At 61.5% G+C, this 21,382-nt stretch carries 17 protein-coding genes; 7 read left to right on the forward strand and 10 right to left on the reverse strand.

Annotated features, from left to right (window positions below; translation table 11 throughout):
* The first annotated feature begins 17 nt into the window (after nt 1-17).
* Nucleotides 18-1,010, forward strand: a complete 993-nt coding sequence (locus tag RW095_RS18880; RefSeq protein ID WP_317019892.1) for a vWA domain-containing protein — start codon at nt 18-20, stop codon at nt 1,008-1,010.
* 23 nt (nt 1,011-1,033) lie between these two features.
* Here the strand turns inward: RW095_RS18880 and RW095_RS18885 are convergent, their stop codons facing one another.
* Complete coding sequence (locus tag RW095_RS18885) at nt 1,034-2,005, reverse strand: ATP adenylyltransferase family protein (protein WP_317017572.1); 972 nt, start codon at nt 2,003-2,005, stop codon at nt 1,034-1,036.
* 76 nt (nt 2,006-2,081) lie between these two features.
* Nucleotides 2,082-2,903, reverse strand: a complete 822-nt coding sequence (locus tag RW095_RS18890) for a LysR substrate-binding domain-containing protein (RefSeq protein WP_317019893.1) — start codon at nt 2,901-2,903, stop codon at nt 2,082-2,084.
* Between the two features lie 124 nt (nt 2,904-3,027).
* On the opposite strand from RW095_RS18890, the gene RW095_RS18895 reads away from it, so the two are divergent.
* Nucleotides 3,028-3,879 carry an alpha/beta fold hydrolase gene (locus RW095_RS18895; protein WP_317017574.1) on the forward strand — a complete coding sequence of 284 codons (852 nt, stop codon included), beginning with the start codon at nt 3,028-3,030 and terminating at the stop codon, nt 3,877-3,879.
* Nucleotides 3,880-3,935: 56 nt separating this feature from the next.
* Here the strand turns inward: RW095_RS18895 and RW095_RS18900 are convergent, their stop codons facing one another.
* From RW095_RS18900 to RW095_RS18910, 3 genes are all read right to left on the reverse strand, one after another.
* Nucleotides 3,936-5,159, reverse strand: coding sequence for an acyltransferase family protein (locus tag RW095_RS18900; RefSeq protein ID WP_317017575.1), 1,224 nt, complete (start codon nt 5,157-5,159; stop codon nt 3,936-3,938).
* A gap of 106 nt (nt 5,160-5,265) precedes the next feature.
* The gene (locus RW095_RS18905) at nt 5,266-6,267 is read right to left on the reverse strand and encodes a glycosyltransferase family 2 protein (protein WP_317017577.1); all 1,002 of its coding nucleotides are present in this window, start codon (nt 6,265-6,267) and stop codon (nt 5,266-5,268) included.
* A gap of 260 nt (nt 6,268-6,527) precedes the next feature.
* The gene (locus RW095_RS18910; protein ID WP_317017578.1) at nt 6,528-7,544 is read right to left on the reverse strand and encodes an ATP-grasp fold amidoligase family protein; all 1,017 of its coding nucleotides are present in this window, start codon (nt 7,542-7,544) and stop codon (nt 6,528-6,530) included.
* Nucleotides 7,545-7,998: 454 nt separating this feature from the next.
* On the opposite strand from RW095_RS18910, the gene RW095_RS18915 reads away from it, so the two are divergent.
* Nucleotides 7,999-8,688: a hydrolase gene (locus tag RW095_RS18915; RefSeq protein WP_128589578.1), complete on the forward strand. Its 690-nt coding sequence runs from the start codon at nt 7,999-8,001 to the stop codon at nt 8,686-8,688.
* 45 nt (nt 8,689-8,733) lie between these two features.
* Here the strand turns inward: RW095_RS18915 and RW095_RS18920 are convergent, their stop codons facing one another.
* From RW095_RS18920 to RW095_RS18930, 3 genes are all read right to left on the reverse strand, one after another.
* A complete protein-coding gene (locus RW095_RS18920; RefSeq protein WP_317017580.1) occupies nt 8,734-10,623 on the reverse strand; it encodes a feruloyl-CoA synthase in 1,890 nt (629 codons plus the stop codon).
* Nucleotides 10,624-10,800: 177 nt separating this feature from the next.
* Nucleotides 10,801-11,949: an aldehyde dehydrogenase family protein gene (locus tag RW095_RS18925; protein ID WP_317017582.1), complete on the reverse strand. Its 1,149-nt coding sequence runs from the start codon at nt 11,947-11,949 to the stop codon at nt 10,801-10,803.
* 78 nt (nt 11,950-12,027) lie between these two features.
* Entirely contained in the window at nt 12,028-12,864 is an 837-nt protein-coding gene (locus tag RW095_RS18930) for a p-hydroxycinnamoyl CoA hydratase/lyase (protein ID WP_317017583.1), read from the reverse strand.
* A 466-nt stretch (nt 12,865-13,330) separates the two neighbouring features.
* Here RW095_RS18930 and mhpT point away from each other — a divergent pair, with 466 nt between their 5' ends.
* From mhpT to RW095_RS18945, 3 genes are read left to right on the forward strand one after another with little or no spacing between them, the layout of a single operon-like run.
* Entirely contained in the window at nt 13,331-14,536 is a 1,206-nt protein-coding gene (gene mhpT, locus RW095_RS18935) for a 3-(3-hydroxy-phenyl)propionate transporter MhpT (RefSeq protein WP_317019894.1), read from the forward strand.
* A 58-nt stretch (nt 14,537-14,594) separates the two neighbouring features.
* Nucleotides 14,595-15,737 (forward strand): porin, encoded by a 1,143-nt coding sequence (locus tag RW095_RS18940; protein ID WP_317017585.1) that lies wholly within the window; start codon nt 14,595-14,597, stop codon nt 15,735-15,737.
* 10 nt (nt 15,738-15,747) lie between these two features.
* Nucleotides 15,748-17,454, forward strand: a complete 1,707-nt coding sequence (locus RW095_RS18945) for a tannase/feruloyl esterase family alpha/beta hydrolase (RefSeq protein WP_317017586.1) — start codon at nt 15,748-15,750, stop codon at nt 17,452-17,454.
* Between the two features lie 175 nt (nt 17,455-17,629).
* On the opposite strand, the gene RW095_RS18950 is transcribed toward RW095_RS18945, so the two are convergent.
* Nucleotides 17,630-18,817: a hypothetical protein gene (locus RW095_RS18950; RefSeq protein ID WP_317017588.1), complete on the reverse strand. Its 1,188-nt coding sequence runs from the start codon at nt 18,815-18,817 to the stop codon at nt 17,630-17,632.
* Between the two features lie 440 nt (nt 18,818-19,257).
* On the opposite strand from RW095_RS18950, the gene RW095_RS18955 reads away from it, so the two are divergent.
* Nucleotides 19,258-20,436: a GGDEF domain-containing protein gene (locus tag RW095_RS18955; RefSeq protein ID WP_317017589.1), complete on the forward strand. Its 1,179-nt coding sequence runs from the start codon at nt 19,258-19,260 to the stop codon at nt 20,434-20,436.
* A 68-nt stretch (nt 20,437-20,504) separates the two neighbouring features.
* On the opposite strand, the gene RW095_RS18960 is transcribed toward RW095_RS18955, so the two are convergent.
* On the reverse strand, nt 20,505-21,260 hold the full coding sequence (locus RW095_RS18960) for an SDR family oxidoreductase (protein ID WP_317017591.1): 756 nt from the start codon (nt 21,258-21,260) through the stop codon (nt 20,505-20,507).
* Nucleotides 21,261-21,382: the final 122 nt, after the last annotated feature.

Below are 21,382 nucleotides of genomic sequence, written 5' to 3' on the forward strand. Positions count from 1 at the left end.
TCGCAGGCCGACACTGGATGACGCCAGCCGCGCTCGCGCTGCTGATTCTCGCGCTCGCTTTGCCGCCGGTGGCGTTGCCGCGCGACACGTCGAGCTATGTTGTCACGTTCGATATCACGCAGAGCATGTATGTCGAGGACGTCGTGCTGAACGGCGCGCCGGTGAGCCGTCTCGCGTTCGCGCGCGCGGCGATGCGCGATGCACTCGGTCAATTGCCGTGCGGCTCGAAAGTCGGCTGGAGCGCGTTCACCGGACAACGGAGTTTTCTGCTGATGGCGCCCGTCGAAGTCTGCGGCAGCTATGACGCGCTGCTGTCGTCGCTCGACCGGATCGACTGGCACATGCGGTGGACGAACTACAGCCGTATTGCCGAAGGCGGTGTGTATTCGGCGGTTCGCGTGGCGCAGGAGATCGGCGACAGCACGGCCGTCGTGTTCGTGACCGATGGCCAGGAGGCGCCGCCGCTGCTGCCCTCCGATGCGCTCAAGCAGGATATCAATCCCGCGCACGTGAAGGGCTGGTTGATCGGCGTCGGCGGCGATCAACCAGCGCCCATTCCGCGCAGCGATGCCCGCGGAAACCGCATCGGCTACTGGCAGGCGGACCAGGTCGTACAGGTCCCGCAGATGCATGCGTCCGCGACTCATGCGGCTAGTCACGAGGAATTGTCGGCGTTGCAAGGGCACTATCTGAGCTCGGTGGCCGGGCAAGTCGGTTTCGGCTATGGGCGCCTCGTCGACACCGCGTCGTTGCGCGACGCGCTGCTCGATGCGCGGCTCGCTCACCGTGAAAGAGTGCCGACCGATTTGCGCTGGTGTCCCGCAGTGCTCGCGCTGCTGCTACTCGTCTGGCGCTTCATGCCGGATACTGACGTGGTTTCCGCGTCGATGCGCCTGGGCGCGCGCCTGTTTCGTTCGGCGCGACGCGCTCGCGCAGATGGGCCACCTCTTGCTGGCAACGCGCGAACAGAGGCCACCCGGAGCGAGGGATCAGTCACAACGTATCCATGACAGGTGCGCCGCGTTCGGCAACGCTAGTCGCTTCCGGCCGCGGATGCGCTTCCCATCGTCCCCGCGACTCGTTGCAGCACGCTCATCGGACCGAGCTTCCTGATGGTGTCCATCTGTGTTTCGTTACGCACGAAAAGCGATCCGGCAAACCCCAACGCGTTGATCGAAATGCCCTCGGTGCGTTCGGCGCAGCGAGGCACGAGCATCATCCATCGCGTAGTGACGAGCAGGTTATAGGGCGCCGATTGCAACGGTTCACCGTCCGCATCGACAGCGTGCAAACCGACCGCAGCGAGCAGAGACATGTACCGCTCGAATGCACTGCGCGCCAGTTCCAACGGACGCGTTGCAAGCGCCTGATCGAAGCCCACAAACGCATGCGCAAAGGCGAGCCCCGGCACTGTGCCGACGGAGCCGTCCATGCGTGCCGCCGCAATGAGCGGTTCTATCGGCAGTTGTGGCGCACTGTCATCGAGCGGCAACGGCGCGACCTGCAAATGTCTATGAGGCTGACTCGCGCCGGCTTCCGGGCCGCCGTTGTAAAAACCGAGGCTCTCGAACTGAGTCATGCAAGCGAATAGCGCGCGGAAGTCCGCGAGATTCAACAGGGCTTGCTGTAGCTCGAAGCGACGCGTAACGATCAGAACATGGTGATCGATAACGTTGAATTTATTGAGCAGGACGAGATGCGTGTCGGAGATGTCGGCGACGAACAGATCCGGGTCATAGGGCAGGAAAGGGTTGGACGCGCGAGCGCTGGACGATCCGGCTTTGCGCTGCTGCTTGTCCTTTTCTTTGCGCGCGAGGCTCGAGATTTGCCGGACCACGAAACGCACGCCGCCGTCATCGATGGTAGTGCGGCTCGTTTGTATCGGAAGCAGCGCGCCGCAATCGAGCGCATGCGCGGTTCGGCGCACGATGGCCGGCCATAAGGCGCCGGATGACCCGGAAAGGGACGTGTTCATCGAAAGAGGCGAGACCTGTTCGCACGACATGTAGCTTCCTTTATACACTCAGCCGACATATCTCGCCCGATGAAGGTCCCCACCTTTCGCCGTTCTGGGCCGCGATCTAGCGCCTCAGTTCTGCAATGATCTTCTCCGCGAGAAAATCGCATGGCGGGCGTTTCGATGCCGTGCTTCGCGCGAGCACGACTTCGAGCGCCGCGATTTCGGGCAACCCCTGCGCATGACCGAGCAGCGCGAAATGCGCGGGTACGGCGCATTGTGCGAGCGGAACGATGGCAAGGCCGGCCTCGGCCATAGACACGAGGCCCATCAGACTCGGGCTTTCATACGAGGTCCGGTAGCCGATCTTCGCGTGTTCGAGGCTTCGGATCGCATTCTCACGCGCGACGCTACCGGGCAAAAACACGGCTATCGGCAACGGCCTTTCTCGCCAGATGTCGTGTGCGCTCGGCGACGCCGCCCAGACCATCGGCTCGAGCCGCAAAAACTCGCCTGACAATCCCTTGACCCGCGTCGCGCACACGAGATCGACCGAGCCGTCCTTCACCATGGGCGCGAGCGCGACGCTCGGCAGACCGACCACCCGGATCTCGACCTTGGGATAAGTTGCGGAGAATTTTTTGAGGATCGGCGGCAGCAGCGAGGACGCGTAGTCGTCCGGCACGCCGATACTCACGCGGCCCGTCACGTCGGGCCGAACCACGGCGGCCCAGGCTTCGTCGCGCAACGCCAGCATGCGCCGCGCGTAAGCGAGCAGCACTTCGCCGTCTTGTGTCGGTACGACGTTTCTCGGCTTGCGCACGAAAAGCGGCTTGCCGAGCGCGGTTTCGAGCGTTTTGATCTGCATGCTCACCGCCGACTGCGAGCGGTGCACGACTTCCGCCGCGCGGCTGATATTGCCGGCGTCCGCCACGGCGACGATCATCGTCATCACATCGAGGTCGAGTGCTTTCAAGGTCTGGTATCAGAAAATCAGATGGATCCCATCAATATTACGCGATTTTCTTAAATGTTGACGTGCGGCATAGTGCAGGCAAAGGAGCCAGTGTATGAACGCCCGAACCGATTTCTCCCTGCTTGCCGTGCCCGAACTCTCGTTTGCGACTATCGCATCGGGCATTTGCGTGCCGTACGTCGAGTGCGGAACGGGTGAGCCGCTCGTCTTCGTGCATGGGTCGCTCTGCGACTACCGCTACTGGAGTGCGCAGACAGCGGCGCTTTCCGAGCATTTCCGCTGCATCTCGGTGAGCCTGAGCCACTATTGGCCAGCAGCCGAGGCGTGCATACAGGGCGAGTTCGGCTGGCAGACGCATGTTGCCGAACTGGCCGAATTCATCGAGGCGCTCGACATCGCGCCTGTGCATCTGGTTGGCCATTCGCGCGGCGGTTGCGTCGCATTCAACGTGGCGCGCGAGTACCCGCGACTCGTGAAGACGCTTACGCTTGCGGACCCGGGCGGTCCGTTACAGATAGACGGCATGCCTGACGCGTCGCTGCCGACAGCGACGAACGCGCTGCGCGCGCGCGTTGCCGAGTTGATAGAAGCAGGCGAGATCGACGCGGGTCTTGAACTGTTCGTCGACTCGGTCAGCGCGCCGGGTTCATGGCGCAAGAGTTCTACTGCCTTTCGAACGATGGCCACGGACAACGCGGCCACCTTGCCGAAACAGCTACGCGATCCGTTGCCTGCGTATTCACGCGACGTGGCACGCGGTCTGAAATGCCGAACGTTGCTGATCGAAGGGCAACGCAGCCCTCGCATGTTTCGCAACAACGTCGAGAAACTCGCGGACTGGATCGATTACGCGGACAGGCAGACCATTGCGGGCGCGTCGCACGGAATGAATGTGTCGAACGCCGGGGCCTTCAATCGGCTCGTGCATTCGTTTGCGAGCTTCTAAACGTGCTTCTGAAGGCGACTGCCTTGCGCTGAGCCGCCTCACGGCGGCGTAAATCCTCAAACACTTCCCGGCTCTGCTGCAGGCGCCCTCGTCCTCGCTCTGAGGAACCGGCCGCGAATCCAGTCCCTCAACGGAGCGACCAGCCGCTCCTGAAAATACACGGCCGCAATCACCGTTGCGATCAGATAGAGCGGATAAGTCGCCATACTGGGAATGACTTCTTTCGAAGCCGCGACGCACTCGGAAAAGTGTGAAGCGCACCATAGGGGCGATTTCCCGATGGAAAGCAGTTTCAGCACCTTTATCATGATGAGGAAGATCGGCCCATGAATGGCAAAGAGCGAGAGCGCCGAGTTGCCGAGGCGGGTAGATAGCGCCGCGAACCTGGAAGGAATCGAGATGCCGGCGAATACAGCGACGAGCAGCACCTCCGCAGGCATCAATGCGCCGTTATGAACGAGATAGCGGGTTTCGATTGACCCATGCGACTCGAGCCAAGCAGCGGCTACGAACGAGCTTGCGAATACGAACAACGCCGCGGCGAGCTTCATGCCGCTGCGTTGAATCTGGTTCAGATGTCCCTCGCGAAACAGTCCATACACGACGATACCAACCAGGAATTCGGGCAGTCGCAGCAGCGGATTGCGAGTGACGATTCCGACCGCGGCGGGACCGTACCAGTGCATCGCCGTGGCAAGCGCAGGCGGGATGAGGTAAAGCACCCACAAGATCAGCAAAAGCCGGTATTTGTTCCGTGCCTTCAGAAGCCGCGGTGCGAAGAACGGAAACGCGAGATAGAAGAACAACAATGTGGCAAGCGACCACGAGGCCGGATTAACCGACCCGTATAGCGGATACCATACCTGCACAAGGAACAGGTTCATCACGAAATGGATTGCGGTCTCGGTGGGGCCGAGCGTGACTAACTGCTCGGCGTCGTCGAGGGACATGAGCGCGAAATGGTTATATCCGCGGGTGCCTGCCGCCGAAACGAGAAGCAACAGTACAAGCGCGACCAGGTGCACTGGGTAAAGATTGGAAAGGCGCTTCACGAAGAACTCACGCGTGCCGCCTCGCAACTCGGTGGTCCGCCCGAAGTAGACGTGCGCCAGAATGAAGCCCGACAGGATGAAGAACGAACTGGTGGCAAACCCGCCCAGGTTGACCAACTCAACGAACGGAAGCGTCACGTACTGCGGATACTGATGTATCGAGTGAAACACCATCAGATACACGGCCAAAGCGAAACGCAGCACATCCAGGCCAACGAACTTGTTCATCATCACGTCCATGCAAGATTGTTGCGCTGGCATTTGATGCGAGGCACCGAGCACACTTTAAAGACTGAAACGAACTACAAACGACGGTTCAACTTGCTTCGGATCACTAAAAGCGACGCCGGGCAAGAGGATTTGCAATGTAACGAACTGCGAAATCCGAGAGCGCCGAGAAAGGCAACAAACAGAGACTCGACAAAGCGAGCGTGCCGATCTTTTTCTTGTAGCTCCAGAACGGGTTCCCCACGATAGAGCGAAAGTAACTGTGCGATTGCCGGCTGACCCACCGCCAGCGTTTTGTGAACGGCGCCTGATAAACGGCAGAACAGAAGTGGGCCTTCTCAAGCGAGAAGTCATGAAACGACAGCGGAAGTTCGATGCCCAAACGCGCGCGCGCCATTTGCCGCAGAATGGCCCAGCGTTTGGTCAGCGCCTTGGGAGCTTTGTCATTGCTTTCAGAGTTTGCGAAATCGATTCCCGAGTTTTCGGTGCGGTGCACGCGGTAAGCGCCGAGCGATTCCGGAATCGTTGCGACGGCTCCTAACAAGGCGACCCCGTAGATCGCATAGAAGTCCGCCCCGTAACGATTGATGTCGGCCTCCGGAACGGGAAATATCTTCTTTAATGCGCTTGTCCGGTAAGCGTTGCCCGACGCCGGCGGCGACGGATACAACCAGCCCTGGCGCAAAGGGCTGCCGCAGTCACTGGGAGCGGCAGAGTGCGGTACGTACGTGCCCGAAGGCTTGCCCGCGGGATCTATGACGTCGAGCCGGAACTGAACCTTGACGAAGTTGCCGCTTTCGAACACACGCATGACGTTCGACACCGCGTGACCATACAGCAGATCGTCGGAATCGAGCAGGATGACGAATTCCGTCTCCAGCATGTTCACCGCATCGTTATAGGCGGAAACCTGGCCGCCGTTCTGCTTGTAAAGCGCTTTGACGCGACCGCCGTAACTTTCTATGATTTCGCGTGAACCGTCTGTTGATCCGTCGTCGATCACGAGGACCTGAGTGGCCGGATAATCCTGCTCGAGGGCTGAGTCGATTGCCTTGGCGAGGAAGCGGCCATAGTTGTAATTGCAGATAACGATCGTCACGTTTTGCATATTTATTCACCACCTGTCATGAACCGGGAGCGCAGCGTACCGGCGACAACGTCCGCCTTGTGTTCCGCTCGCGTTGGCCTCTCTGGAGCCAGCACAAAGCAATTTACCTTTCCGTTCGTTGCCCCGCCAACGGACCGTAATGCGATATGTGCGGTCGATAACACAACTCGACGCGGCTCACCTGGGCTTCGGTAAAGCGGGAACATGCCCTCGTGCGGCGCGCGTCACGCGACAAACTTGCCGAAAGAAATCGGCAAACGTTACGCGGGTTGCGTCGGCGGTTTCGGTAAAGGCGGTCTTGCGGAAAGGAACGCGTCTGGCACGAGTTTTCCCCACTCGTAGTCGACACTGTCAGGCGTGAAAGGCAGTACGCCCGCACCCGGCGTAAACGTCAATTCGCCGAAGTAGATCTGGTTATCTGGCGCATACAGGTCCACGCGAACATAGTCGAAATCGCTGCATAGCTTCGTGGCAGCGTCCAGAATGGCTTCCAGGTTCTCTGGACGGGGCGACGGCTCTTCACTCGGTTTGTAAGCACCAATCGCCATGTCCAGATGGTTCCAGTTCGCGTCGTATATGTCGCCATGCGTGTTCGAGCCGAACCTGTCCGAGATCACCAGAATGTAAATGACAGGTCTTCCACTTCGGCCGCCGAAGCAGTGCAGTTTGTAGTCGGCGGGAATCTGGCCGCTCTTGTCGAGCAACAGATGCTCGAAGAAAATGCTTGGCTTGATCTGGCGATAGTGCTTTTCGCGCGCGATCTTGTAGAAGTCGAGTGTCAACCAGTGATCGGCGAGTTCTCGCAGTTCTTCGAAAGAGCGCGTGGACTTGTCTCTCACCACCTCGACGTAGCTGCTGCCGTGATTGGCTTTCATCACGAACGAGTCCGGCAGGGCATCGAATACTTCTTTCGAAAAAGTGTCCGGCGCTGCGAGGAGCGGTATGACGTGCTCGTCTCCCAGCTTTCTCGCAACATAGTCTCTGACCGTAAGCTTATCGGTCAACTCTGCGAACCACGGATCGGGCCGCAGGCTCTTCCGCAAAATCTTCTCATTGAAGGTAGTAGGGCGCAGCAAGTTCGGATAGCGGCCGATTTCCTTATGATGCAGCAGGCTCAGGAACAGCGGCGCCGGTAATAGTGACTTGGACGCTTCTTTTATCTTGCGAATTGTGGATTGCCGGCGCAGTGGGGCAGTACTTCTGCGCGATGGCGCTTCCTGTTGCGGCACGGAGGCGCCGGATTCACCCGGAAACTGGACTGAATCGGTCGTTGTCATTTTTTCGAATTCCCGTAAGTTATTCGCGCTACATCGGGGGCCTGGCCAGGCGTCCCGATGTATCACAATGCGAGGTTAACGTACGGAAGTCGCGGTAAGCGGCAGCGTCGCTAAACGAAGGTGTTTTGGCCCAATCCCATGAAGGCGGTTGTTTGTCGGGAGGGTTACCCGCCGCTATTCACTGGGCATCGCGACGTCTGCGAAACGCCGCCGTGGGCTTGAACGTCTCGGATCGAAAGGATGTGGCCGAATGGAAGCCGGCAACTTGAGGCGCGCTTGTCCTTAAGGTCGAATCCTTTCGGTTTGTTATTTTTAAGAACGATTAAGGACCAGGACAAGGACTCGGCGCAAGCCTGCCGATAGACTGCATTCCAGTTTTTCTCGCTTCTGAAGCGAGTGCGGCATGCCTGCCCTGTTCAGCAAACCCTTATCGACCCTTAGGATGTACAAAGCCATGGCTAATCCGAAACTGCAAGTCCTCACGCCTGCGAACTCGCAGATCATCTTTATCGATCACCAGCCGCAAATGGCTTTCGGCGTCCAGTCGATCGACCGCCAGGTGCTGAAGAACAACGTGGTCGGCCTTGCCAAGGCCGCACGCGTGTTCAACATTCCCACCACCATCACGACGGTGGAATCGGAAAGCTTCTCCGGTTATACGTACCCGGAGTTGCTGGACGTGTTTCCCGGTCACAAGGTGCTTGAACGCACGTCGATGAATTCGTGGGACGACCAGAAGGTTCGCGACTCACTCGCCGCCAACGGTCGCAAGAAAGTGGTGGTGGCGGGTCTGTGGACCGAGGTCTGCAACAACACCTTCTCGCTCTGCGCAATGGACGAAGGCGACTACGAGATTTACATGGTGGCGGACGCGTCGGGCGGCACCTCGAAGGAAGCGCACGAGTATTCGATGCAGCGCATGATCCAGGCCGGCGTCGTTCCGGTGACGTGGCAACAGGTGCTGCTCGAATGGCAACGCGACTGGGCTCACAAAGAGACGTACGACGCAGTCATGGGCATCGTCAAGGAGCATTCCGGCGCGTACGGCATGGGCGTCGACTACGCGTACACGATGGTCCACAAGTCGGCGCAGCGCGCGGCCGGATCGCACGAGGTTCTCGCGCCCGTGCCCGCCCGCAAGTAAGCGCTCAGGCCGCTTGTTGCGGCCCGCGCATCGCGTTGCCAGGCTTCAGGTCCGGACATGCGGCGCGTAAATCACGGCCGGATCCCGCTGGATCGGGTCATGCAGCGCTTGCACGAGTTCAGCGCGATGCGTGAGCACGGCGCGCTGATTGATCGAGCCTTTGTCGGTTATTTCACCGAGATCGAGCGACGGCGCGACGTCGAGCAGTCGCATCCGCGCGATCGTGGTCGCGCCGCCCGTCGATTCGCGATTGAGCCGATCGAGCAATTCGACGAAGAACTGCCGCACGGCGGGCGCGCTCACGACTTCCGACGCGCTCGCCGACGAAGGCAGTTGCGCGAGCCGCCGGCAGTCGTCGAGTCGCGGGAACACGAGCAAGCCCACGTCGTCGCAATTCAGGCCGGAGACGACCACATCCTGCACATACGGCGCGCCGGCCGAAATGACACGCGCGCGCATCGGCCCCACGCTGACAAAAGTGCCGGAGCTGAGCTTGAAGTCTTCGGCAATGCGGCCGTCGAACATCAAGCCCAGTTCGGGCTGCTGCGGGTCGACGAATTTCAGTGCGTCGCCGCTGCAGTAATAGCCTTCGTCGTCGAACGATTTCGCGGTGCTTGCGCCGTCCATTCGCCAATAGCCGCGCATGACGTGGGGGCCGCGAAAGCGCGCCTCCAGCTTGTCCGCAATGGGCACGAGCTTCACTTCGCAGCCGGGCGCGGGCACGCCTACATAACCCGCGGTCATTGCGGGCAGCGTCGTGAAGAGACACGACGGCGAAGTCTCCGTCATGCCGAGACCCGCCATGATGCGAATACGCTCGCCGCAAAAGCACTCCGTAACCTGCTGCAGGCGATCCCACGCGGCTTGCGAGAGTCCGGCTCCCGCAAAGAAATACACCTTCACGCGTGAGAAAAACGTTTCGCGCAGCTTTACGTCGGTTTCAAGCGCGCTCGTCAGTTCTTCCCAGCCCTTGGGCACATTGAAGTAGATCGTCGGGGCGATCTCGCGAAGATTGCGCAGTGTCTCTTCGAACTTCTTGCCGACTGGCTTGCCGTCGTCGATATAAAGCGTGCCGCCGTTATACAGCGCGATGCCCGCGTTGTGACTGCCGCCGAACGTGTGATTCCACGGCAGCCAGTCGACGAGTACCGGCGGCTCGTCGGCGAACTCGGGAAACGTTTCGCGCAGCATCTGCTGATTGCTGCATAGCATGCGATGCGTCGTCGGCACGGCCTTGGGCAGCGTGGTGGAGCCTGACGTGAAGAGGAATTTGGCTATGCTGTCCGTGTCGATCGCTTCGTGCGCGGCATCGACCGTTGTGGGCGTGGTGTCGAGCAGCGCCGACAGGTTCGTCACAGCGCGCGCACAGGAGCCCGTGGACGTCACGACTTCCACATCGGCCGCGACGGTCGTGTCGATTGCAGCGGCGAATGCAGCGGCATCGGTCGCGAAGACCAGACCGGGCGTGAGCACATCGAGCGCATGCCGCAGCTTGCCAAAATCGCTGGAAATGAGCGAATACGCCGGCGAAATGGGCGCATAGGGTACGCCGGCCCACATTGCGCCGAGCGCGATCATCATGTGTTCGAGATCGTTGCCGGAGAGGATCGCAACGGGCCGCTCGGCCGACAGCTTGCGTCCGAGCAGCGCCTGGCCGATGGCACGCGCATGCTGCAGCATTTGCGCGTAGCTGATGCCTTGCCATTCCCCGTCCGCGCCGCGGCGCGCGACGAGCCAGCGGTCCGGATGCGCACGCGCGCCGCTCGCGAGCCGGTCGGTCAGGCGCTTCGGATAGGCGCCGGGCACCGGGACGGACTCCATGTACCACACGTCGCCGTCACGGCGAACGCGTGCGGGCGCCGAACCGATCCGCACATCGCGATAGCGCACGGGCGTCTCTCTATCGACACTGGATTGCGTCGGCTGCGAATTCACTTATTGTCTCCTTCCTGCCGTCTTCGTCTGCTGCGAAGCATGCGAGATTCGAATGATGCCGCTCAAACGGCGTGCGTGTCAGATGGGGGCGTTTCTGATCGAACCGTCCTGATCGAAGCGTCCTGACCGGGGAATCCGGATCGAGGCGTCCAGATCGAGGCGTCCAGATCGAGGGGTCTAGATCGGATAGTGACGCGGACCCGTCTGGATCGTAATCCAACGCAGGTCCGTGAACTCGGCAATCGACGCCTTGCTGCCGAAACGGCCGTAGCCGCTACCCTTCACGCCTCCGAACGGCATCTGCGCTTCATCGTGAACGGTCGGTCCATTGATGTGGAATATGCCCGACTCCACACGTTTCGCGACGCTCATCGCGCGTGCGATATCGCGGCTGAAGACAGCGGCGGACAAGCCGAACTCGCTGTCGTTGGCCACTTTCACGGCTTCGTCGTCGGTGTCCACGCGCAGCACCGTCACCACCGGCGCGAACGATTCTTCGGCGTAAAGCTTCATAACCGGGAGAACGCCGTCGACGATGGTCGGCTGCATGATCGCGCCAGCCAGCGTGCCGCCGCCCAATATTTTCGCGCCGTGTTCGCGGGCGTCCTGCACGAGCGCCGTTGCGCGTTGCGCGGCTTGTGCGCTGACCATCGCGCCGAGCGCGGCGCCCTGCGCGGTGGGTGCGCCGGCAACCAGTGTGCGCGCTTTCCCGGCGAGCTTGTCGACGAGCGCATCTGCCACGCTGCGATGTGCGATCACGCGTTCCGTCGACATGCAGATCTGCCCTTGATTGAAGAAGGCGCCGAACGCGATGGCGTCCACGGCCGCGTCGAGATCCGCGTCTTCGAGCACGAGAACGGGTGCCTCGCCGCCGAGCTCAAGCAACGCGGGCTTGAGATGCCTGGCCGCGTGCATCGCGATGATGCGGCCCACGTGCGTCGAACCCGTGAAGTTCACGCGACGCACGGTGGGGTGCGCGATCAACCGTTCGACGATGGCGGGCGCGTCGTCCGGTGCGTTCGTCACCACGTTGATGACGCCGTCGCCGAGTCCCGCATCATGCAGCACGCTGCCAATCATTCTGTGTACGGCCGGACAAGCTTCCGATGCCTTCAGCACGACGGTGTTACCGCGCTCCGTAGGCCGTAGCGCGGACCACGCGGGAAACGCGGCGGCGGCGGCTTCGACGGCGGCATCCGCGTCGGCTAGCGTGGCGGCAGGCGCGCGCGAAGCCACGCCGCCAGTGACGGGATCAATCCGCTCGAAGATGGCGCCGCCCGAGGCCGGACAGTCCTTGCCCCCGATCAACATACTTACTTCGTTCACGATGGCTGTCTCCTTTGCATGCTTTTTCCCGTGCTTCGCGCATGTGCGGGCAGCACGGGATTAATGTTCACCTGATCTTCACTCAGTGCGCTTATACGTCTGAAGGCCCGGCTTGATCGACTTCTGGTCGAGGAATTGCCGCAATCCTTCTTCTCGACCTTTCTCCGGATCGCGCAATTGCGCCTGGTCGAGCTTCGCATACAGATAGTCTTCGTTCTGCTCCCACGTCAGTTCGCGCGAGCGTTTGAATCCATGTTTGGCGGCGCGCAGAACGACAGGATTTTTCTCAAGCAGCTTCGCGGCCAACGCGACCGTTTCCGCACGCAATTGTTCGCGCGGCACGCTGCTGTTGACGAGTCCCATTGCAGCGGCTTGCTTGCCGTCGAACGTGTCGCCCGTCATGATGTAGTACAGCGCCTGACGATGCCCGACCGTATCGGCCATTGCCTTGCTGACCAGATTGCCCGGCGGAATGCCCCAGTTGATTTCGGAGAGGCCGAACACCGCTTCGTCTGCCGCGATGGCCAGGTCGCACGCGACGAGCGGAGAAAAGCCGCCGCCGAAACACCAGCCGTTGACCATGGCGATGGTCGGCTTCGAGTACATGCGAAGCAGCTTCCATTGCCATTGGCACGCGTCGCGGCGAATCTTTTCCTGCAGTATTTCCGGGCCGGCATCGACTTCGCGGAAGTACTCCTTCAAATCCATGCCCGCCGTCCATGCGTCGCCTGCGCCTGTCAGCACCAGTACTTTCGCGTCCGCGTCCAGTTCCAGCGTCTCCAGTACCTGGATCATTTCGCTGTTGAGCGTGGGACTCATTGCATTGCGTTTCTCGGGGCGATTGAACGTCACCCATGCGATGCCTTCCTGGACCTTCACGTCCACCGTCTTCCAGCGACCCTCATAACTTGCCATTTTCGTAGCTCCAGCGCGCCTGCGCGCGTATCGATGTTTGTCGTGATGTGCGAGCACCCAATAGCGTTTGCGTTAAAGCTTCAATGCACACGTTGTATCAGGTAGCCTGATACAAGTCTATTATCAAGCAGCTTTGGACACAATCGCCACGTGATCGGTGAAAACCCTTGCGTTGGATGCACCTGGGGTATTCACCAAAGACGCGTACCTTGTTTTGTCAGGTCGCCTGATATTTAATATGCTCCATCGCGACTGACCCGGCGCGTTCTCATGAACGCGCTTTTGTTCATCCATTATGTCAGGTAGCCTGATATAAGGGGGCGATACCGATGCATCGACGGCCATCGAGACAATAAACAGCAATCAACTTGCGGTGACCGGAGTAAGGCGCCAAAGCGCCGGCGCCGGCTCCGGCCGACAGGAGACAGACATGAAATCCACCAGAACAGCACTGCCGGCAGACGGCATGGCGCAAGACACCGCGCGAACGGGCGCCGTCATCACGTTGAGTCTGTGTTTTGCGGTTGCCCTGCTCGAGGGGCTCGACCTTCAATCGGTGGGCGTCGCGGCGCCACGCATGGCGCGCGAATTCGGCCTGAGCGTCGCGCAAATGGGGCTCGCGTTCAGCGCGGGCACGTTCGGGCTTTTGCCCGGCGCGATGTTGGGCGGACGGCTCGCGGACCGTATCGGCCGCAAGCGGATACTGATTCTATGCGCGTGTCTGTTTGGCCTGCTGTCTATCGCGACTGCGTTCGTCAGCAGCTTCGGCATGCTGGTTTACGTGCGTGTGTTGACGGGGATCGGGCTGGGCGGCGCTTTGCCGAACCTGATCGCGCTATCGTCGGAGGCGGTCTCGCCGAAGTCGCGCAATACCGCCGTTAGCGTGATGTATTGCGGCATTCCCTTCGGCGGAGTGATCGCCTCGATTGTCGGCATTGTCAGTATCGGCGATACGGAATGGCGTCATATCTTCTATGTGGGCGGCGCGGGCCCACTCGTTCTGGTGCCGCTTCTGCTCGCATTCCTGCCTGAGTCCTCCGCGTTTCGGCGCGCGTCGCACGGCATGAGCACGAAGCCCGCGCCCGTCGGCGAAGTGCTGTTCGGCGCGAGCCGGGGGCTCTCCACACTGCAAATCTGGATCAGCTATTTTTGCACGCTGATCGTTCTGTACTTCCTGCTGAACTGGTTGCCGTCGTTGATGGCGGCACGCGGACTCGCGCGCGCGGAAGTCGGCTATGTGCAGATCTTCTTCAACATCGGCGGCGGCCTGGGCGCGCTTTTTATCGGCATGTTGATGGACCGTTTGCGCGGCGGTGTGGTGGTGTCCGGCATGTACATCGGCATTATCGCGTCGCTTGCGGCGCTGTCGATTGCGCCTGGTTTCGCGGCGCTGACGGTATCCGCGTTCTTCGCGGGGATGTTCGTGATCGGCGGCCAATCGGTGCTGTATGCACTCTCTGCTGCGTTCTATCCGACAGCGATGCGAGGCACGGGCGTTGGCGCAGCGGTCGCGGTGGGCCGCGTCGGTTCGGTGGTCGGCCCGCTTGCGGCCGGCCAGTTGCTGGCGATGGGCCGCAGTTCGTCGACGGTGATCGGCGCGAGCATTCCCGTCACGCTGATTGCCGCGGCGGCGGCTCTGATGCTGATCCGCCGTCCACGCGCGAACGACTGATCAGTCATCCTTAGCAAAAAATCTGAAAAAGAAAACACAACGTTTGGAGACAACAACGATGCCAACAGTCACGACCCGCATTCTGATATCCAGCGCGCTGTGCGCGCTGAGTACCACCGCGCTCGCGCAGTCGAGCGTCACGCTGTACGGGATTATCGACACCGGAGTCGAATACGTATCGCATGCGAACGCCGCAGGCGGCCATGTGTTTCGCATGCCGGCAGTAACGGGCGAGCTGCCTTCGCGTTGGGGCCTGCGCGGTGCCGAGGATCTCGGCGGCGGCTATAGCGCCGTCTTCACACTGGAAAGCGGATTCAACGTTCGCGACGGCAGTTCCGGCCAGGGTGGGCGCCTGTTCGGGCGGCAGGCATTCGTCGGCCTCAAGGGTCCATACGGGACCGTGGCGTTCGGCCGGCAATACACGATGACGTACCTCGCGCTGCAAGGCGCCGACATCATCGGCCCGGACATCTACGGCATGGGTTCGCTCGACGCATACGTGCCCAATGCGCGCGCCGACAATTCGGCTACGTACATGGGCACGTACAAGGGCTTTACGCTCGGCGCCGGCTATTCGTTTGGCCGCGATTCGGCCGGCACCGGCAATTCGCCGGGGCAGGGCACATGCGCGGGTTCGGTGGCGGGTCATCCGACCGAATGCCGCGACTGGTCGGTGATGCTCAAATACGACGCGCCGAACTTCGGCGTTGCCGCTTCATATGAGGAGCAACGCGGCGGCACCAATGCGCAGGCGAATTTCTTCGACGGCGTCGCTCCCACGCCGCTCGGCAATGCCGCCGACAAGGATGCTCGCACGCATGTGAGCGCCTATGCGCAGTATGCGGGCGCGAAGCTCGGCGCAGGCTGGCTTGGCCGGCGCGTCGTGACGGACTCGCCGGCGGTGCCGAACGTGCGCTCGGATCTGTTCTTCGTCGGCGCGTCGTACTTCGTGACGCCCGCGTTTCTGGTCGACGGAGAAGTGTTCCGCATCGTCAACAGTGCGCACGACTCGCGCGCGACGATGGGCGCGCTGCGCACCACGTATCTGTTGAGCAAGCGCTCGTCTGTGTATGCGCAGGCCGCCTATCTCGCCAACAGTGCGAAGGCGCGCTATTCGGTGAGCGGCGGCGGTGGCGGCACGACGCCCGCCGCCGGCATCGGACAGACAGGTGTGATGGTCGGTATCAAGCACGCGTTCTAGGAGACATTGAATGAAAAAATCTGTGATTGCGGTAGCCGTGTGCGCGACGCTTGGAGCATGCGGCGGCTCTTCCGATAACACATTGACGTTGCCGCACCTGAGCGCGGCAACACCGGCCACGCTCGTGGGAAGCTGCGCGGCGCTGGCGAGTAAATTGGCCTTCGCGAACACCACATTCAGTTCCGTGCAGGACGTACCGGCCGGAACGCTGATAGTGGCGGGCAAGCCTATTGCCGAGCACTGTGTCGTTCAGGGGCAGATGAATCAGCGCGTGAGCGCTGTTGACGGAAAGACCTACGCGATCGGCTTCGAGATGCGTCTGCCCGTTGCATGGAACGGCCGGTTCTTCTATCAGGCCAACGGCGGGCTCGACGGCAACGTGGTGACGGCAACCGGCGAGATCGGCGGGGGCGGTCCGCTTAACGATGCGCTGAACATGGGGTTTGCCGTGATCAGTTCCGACGCCGGACACTCGTCGTCGCAGAATCCGCTGTTCGGTCTCGATCCGCAGGCCCGTATCGACTACGGCTATAACGCGGTGGCGACCCTCACGCCGATGGCCAAGCAGGTGATCCGCACCGCCTACGGCAAGGCGCCGGATCGCAGCTATTTCGACGGTTGCTCGAACGGCGGGCGCCACGCGATGGCGGCGGCGGCGAGATCGTCGGCCGAGTACGACGGGATCATTGCGGGCGATCCGGGCTTTCATTTGCCGAAGGCGGCCATCGGCGAAATGTGGGGCGCGCAGCAATTCGCAAAGGTCGCGACTGCGACAACCCCGAATGGCTTGCCCGACATCAAGACCGGCTTTACTGCCGCTGAACGGCAACTGGTGGCGTCGCGGATCATCGCGAAGTGCGATGCACTGGACGGCGCCGCCGACGGCATGGTGCAGGACATTAAGGCATGCCAGGCGAATTTCAGCCTGGCCGCGGATGTGCCGACCTGCTCGGGCAATGTGCGCGACGGAACGTGCCTCACTACCGCGCAAAAAGAAGCGGTCGGCAACGTGTTCTCGGGCGCACGCAATAGCGCGGGCACCGCGTTGTACGCGAGTTTTCCATACGATGCGGGCGTGAGCGGCGCGGGCTGGGCGGCATGGAAGCAGAGCAACTCCATCACGCTCGACCCCGCCGCCGCTGCATTTACATTCACGACGCCACCGCAAAGCGCTTCGTTGCTGAGCCAGTTGTCGTCGTATGCACTCAACTTCAGCATGGACACCGATGCGCCGAAAATCTTTGCGACGGGCGGCGCGTACACGGAATCGTCGTGGTCCTTCATGACGCCGCCCGGCGAGGCCAATCTCAGCGCGCTCAGGCAACGCGGTGCGAAGTTGATGGTGTATCACGGCACGAGCGACCCGGTGTTTTCGTCGAACGATACGACGGACTGGTATCAACGGGTGATGGCGGCCAACGGCGGCGATGCAAGCAACTTCGCGCGGCTTTTCACAGTCGCGGGAATGAACCATTGCTCGGGCGGCCCCGCAGCCGATCAGTTCGACATGCTGACGCCGATGATCGCGTGGGTCGAGCAGGGCAAGGCACCGGATAGCGTCATCGCGACCGCACGCGATGCAAGCAACGCGATACCGAATAGCGAAGTACCCGCGCAGTGGGGCGCGGGGCGCACACGGCCGCTGTGTCCGTATCCGAAAGTGGCGCGCTATAAAGGCGGCGATTTGAATTCGGCGACGAGTTTTTCGTGTAGTTGATGCTTGCGTGAGCCGCTGCTTGCCTAACGTATGTCGGCGACATGCCCCGGTTTCGGGGCCCGTTGCCGGTGGCAACAGTAATGATGTTTGCGATCTTGCGGCGTCGGCTGGACGCGTTGAGCGTCACGCCGTCGCCGCTATCCTTCAGACCTCGCGCGTGCCGCAAACTTTCCAGTTACTGCTGCTCATACCATGAGTAAGTCGCAAGCGTGCTGATCGGCGGCGTGCCGATCTGCAATGTGACGTCGCGCAGCGAAGTCAACTCGATGTTGCGCAGGTCGCCCATGTAACGGCGCGAATCGCCGTTGTCGTTGATATACGCCACCACATTTCCGCTGATGCCCGCGACGTTCGTGCTGGAGAGCGGCTGGCCCCAGATGTCGAAGAACTGACCCAGCGTAAACGTCTTGAGGTTCGGCGTTTCGATATGGATGATGCCGGTCTGGTCGTGCGTGTGCATTTCATAGTTGCACTGGGAGAGAATGCCCACGTTCGCCGGCAGAGCGAGCCATTGGCCGTCCTTGATGATCGCGAGATGCGCATGCACGTGGTACAACTCGCTCATCCCGGCGGCACAGATCAAACCGTCGACCGTAGCACCGGTCCCGCCCGTCGCCGTATTGCCGTTCGGCCAGTACGAGGTGCCCACCACGCCCAGATAGGCGAGTGTGATCGGATTCGGATCGAAGGGCGGCGGATCGGTCCATGTGTAGGTCGGGATCTGAGTCAACGGCGTGCCGGTCATGATGGTGACTTCACCATGCGGCGGAAGCACGAGACTCGCGGGATCGCCCTTGTATTGCGAAAGCGCGCCGCCATCGTTCACATAGATCGTAACGGGTGACTCGCTCAGGCCCGCGACGTTCGACGCACCGAGCGTTTCGCCCCATATCGCAAAGAACTGGCCGAGTGTGTACGACGCGCCGGTGGTCGTATCCATGCGGATTTTGCCGCTTGCGTCGACGGTATGCAGCGGATACGCGCAACCTGTCTGCGCCGTCATGGTCGGCCCGACCGTGCCGATGTTGGCGGGCACCGTGAGCAGGCGGCCGTTCTGATAGATCGACAAATGTGTATAGGTATAGGCATTGCTGCGCAACCCGCAGTTCAGCCCGCCGACAGGCTGGCCGAGTCCGCCGGACGATGTGGAGCCTGTGGGCCAGTTTGCATCGCCAAGCGTCGTGCCGTCGATCACGGGCGTAGCGGCGGCCAGCGTCGGTGTGGTCGCGCTCGTGCCCGATGCGCCGGCTGCCGGGGCGGCGGCTCCCGAGTTCGTGGCGCCCCCACCGCCTCCGCCGCCGCAGCCCGCGACGATCAGTAAAACACCAATGGCGACAAACCGTGAGCCCAGCCGTTCCAACATCGCGTACTCCATGCGGTGATTGAAGATGAATACGTAGAAGCAGATTTCGCGCAGACCTCGCGGAGTCGCTTCGCTGCGTAGACGGGCTGCAAAGGAATGCCGCGCCGAAGCCGGCGCATGCGCGCGAGCCCGCACGAAATCGGCAGGTTCAGGGTAGCAGATGCGGTTCAGAAACGAACTCAATGAATCACAACGTTTTGCGACTATTTCTGTCGCATTTAGGGGTGTCGGACGAGCGTCGATGCGATTCAATGGAAATGCACTTATGGTTCAGCGGCACTTCGTCGAGTGCTTTATAGGCGCAGTGGTCAATGGCGCATTGAGTCGTTCGCCAAGGTCGGAGAAAGGGGGCATGCATCCGTTAACGGGGCATATCGTGCCGATACAAGTAAAATGCCGCAGTCGCCGCATCCTGCCGGCGTGGAACTCTTCCGTCAGCGATGCATGTCGATCTCCTCACCCTTTACCTGCTTTTAATCGGAACGCTTTTCGCCAGTTCCGGAATGACGCTTTGGGAGCACCAAAGCCATCCCCGGCGAAGCCGGGAGCTGAGAGTACTGGCAGCGGGCTATGCGACGCTCGCAACCGGTTGCGCGGCGGCCGTGTTTCGTCACAATCTGCCCGGCCCGTGGGGCTCCGCGCTGAGCAATCTGGTTATTCTGACCGGCTACCTGCTGGTCCTGCACGGTGTCGCGTTGTTAAGCGGCCGGCGCTACCCGGCCGGTTCGTTCGGGCTGCTCCTTCTCATGGCGCTGACATGGGCAGTGGGCGGTGCGCGGTGGGAGAGCACCGTGTGGGCGTACGTGAGCGCGATCCCAATCGCGGTGGCGAGCGGCATGACGTCCCGCGAGTTCCTTCGAAGCGACGACTTCAAAGCCTTCCAGTCACGGCGTATCGCGGTGGCGGTGACGGCTATCCACGCGCTTTTCTATGCCTTTCGGGCTCTCGTTTTGCCCTGGCTCGTGACGCGGTACGGAATGGGCCTGCTGCCCACCATCGGCGCAATCACGATGTACGAGGGTGTCCTGTACTCGGTCATTCTGCCGATGACCGTGCTGAAGATGATCCGCGAGGAAACGCATGGCCAACTCCTGCACGAATCGCAAACCGATTACCTGACCCGTCTCGGGAATCGCAGATGGTTCTTCGAGGAAGGGACGCGTGTCCTTGGTGAGGGTCATGAAAGCGGTCCCGTGTCGCTGCTTGCTCTCGACCTCGACCACTTCAAGAAGCTCAACGATCGCTACGGTCACAAGACCGGCGACGAAGTGCTCAAGTCGTTCGCGGAAGTTGCCCGCAGCGTGGTCGGGCACGAGGCGGTGCTTGCCAGAATCGGCGGAGAAGAGTTCGCTGTGCTGTTGCCGCGCCATGACGAACGCCACGCGCAAGAGGTTGGCGAGGCTATTGTCGAGCGGTTTGCACAGACCGTCTCGCACAGCGTGGACAGTGTCGACATTCAGGCGACCGTCAGCATTGGCCTTGCGCATTCCAGCGACGCGGGGCAATCGCTCGCCGAGTTGCTAGCCGCAGCCGACGAGGCGCTATACCGCGCCAAATCGCTGGGCGGAAACCGGCTCGTATCGACACAGAATGCCGCGCGCCTGAGAGTGGTTAAATAGAAATTGCGCTGTCGCTGCCGGCGGCATTCGCGAAACCCATGCCGCCGCGCCGCTCCACCGACGCCCGATCAGCTTGCCGCATTTGACCGGCTGAGCCATTCTTCGAGCCCGATGCGGCCGAGGCGCGCTTCGCCTAATGGCACGAGCGAAAGCTCCTCGACGCGGCCGCCGAAGTAACGCGCCTCCGGATCGCGCACCACTTCGCGCGGATCTCCGATCGCCTTCAGGTAGCGCGCGATGATCTCGTCGAACGAGGCTCGTTGCGGACCCGCGATCTCGACAATGCCGTCGCGCGGCGCAGCAAGCGCGACGTCGGCAACGATGGCCGCGACGTCGTCGGCTGCAATGGGCTGGAAGAGTCCGGGCGAAAGCCTGACCGTGTTGCCCTCGGCGCCCGACGCGGCAATGCCGCCCAGAAACTCCATGAACTGCGTCGAGCGAATGATGGTGTACGGAATGCCCGAGGCCTCGATCAGCTTCTCCTGCGCGACCTTGGCACGGAAATAGCCGTTCTCCGGCGTCCTGTCGGTTCCCACGATAGACAGCGCGACATGATGGCCGACACCGGCAGCGGCCTCCGCTGCGTGAAGGTTGCGGCCGGAAGTCTCGAAGAATTCGAGCACCGCGCTGTCTTCGAACGACGGCGAATTGGCCAGGTCGACTACCACTTGCGCGCCCGCGAGCGCCTCCTGAAGCCCTTCGCCGGTGAGAGTGTTGATACCGCTTCTGGGCGACGCAGCGAGCACGTCGTGACCGGCGCCGCGCAGAATCGCGACGGTCTTCGAGCCGATCAGGCCGGTGCCGCCGATAACAACGATCTTCATGATCGAGACCCTCGGGTAGTTAGCGGCACGACGCCGCATAAGCTCATGGTAGGCGGACGCCGGGCATGGCGCTAGGCACGTGCAGGCACACGCGGTGTTGTCCTTGCCGCACCAATCGCGAT

The sequence above is a fragment of the Paraburkholderia kirstenboschensis genome (genome assembly GCF_032806925.1).
Classification (GTDB): Bacteria; Pseudomonadota; Gammaproteobacteria; order Burkholderiales; family Burkholderiaceae; genus Paraburkholderia; species Paraburkholderia kirstenboschensis.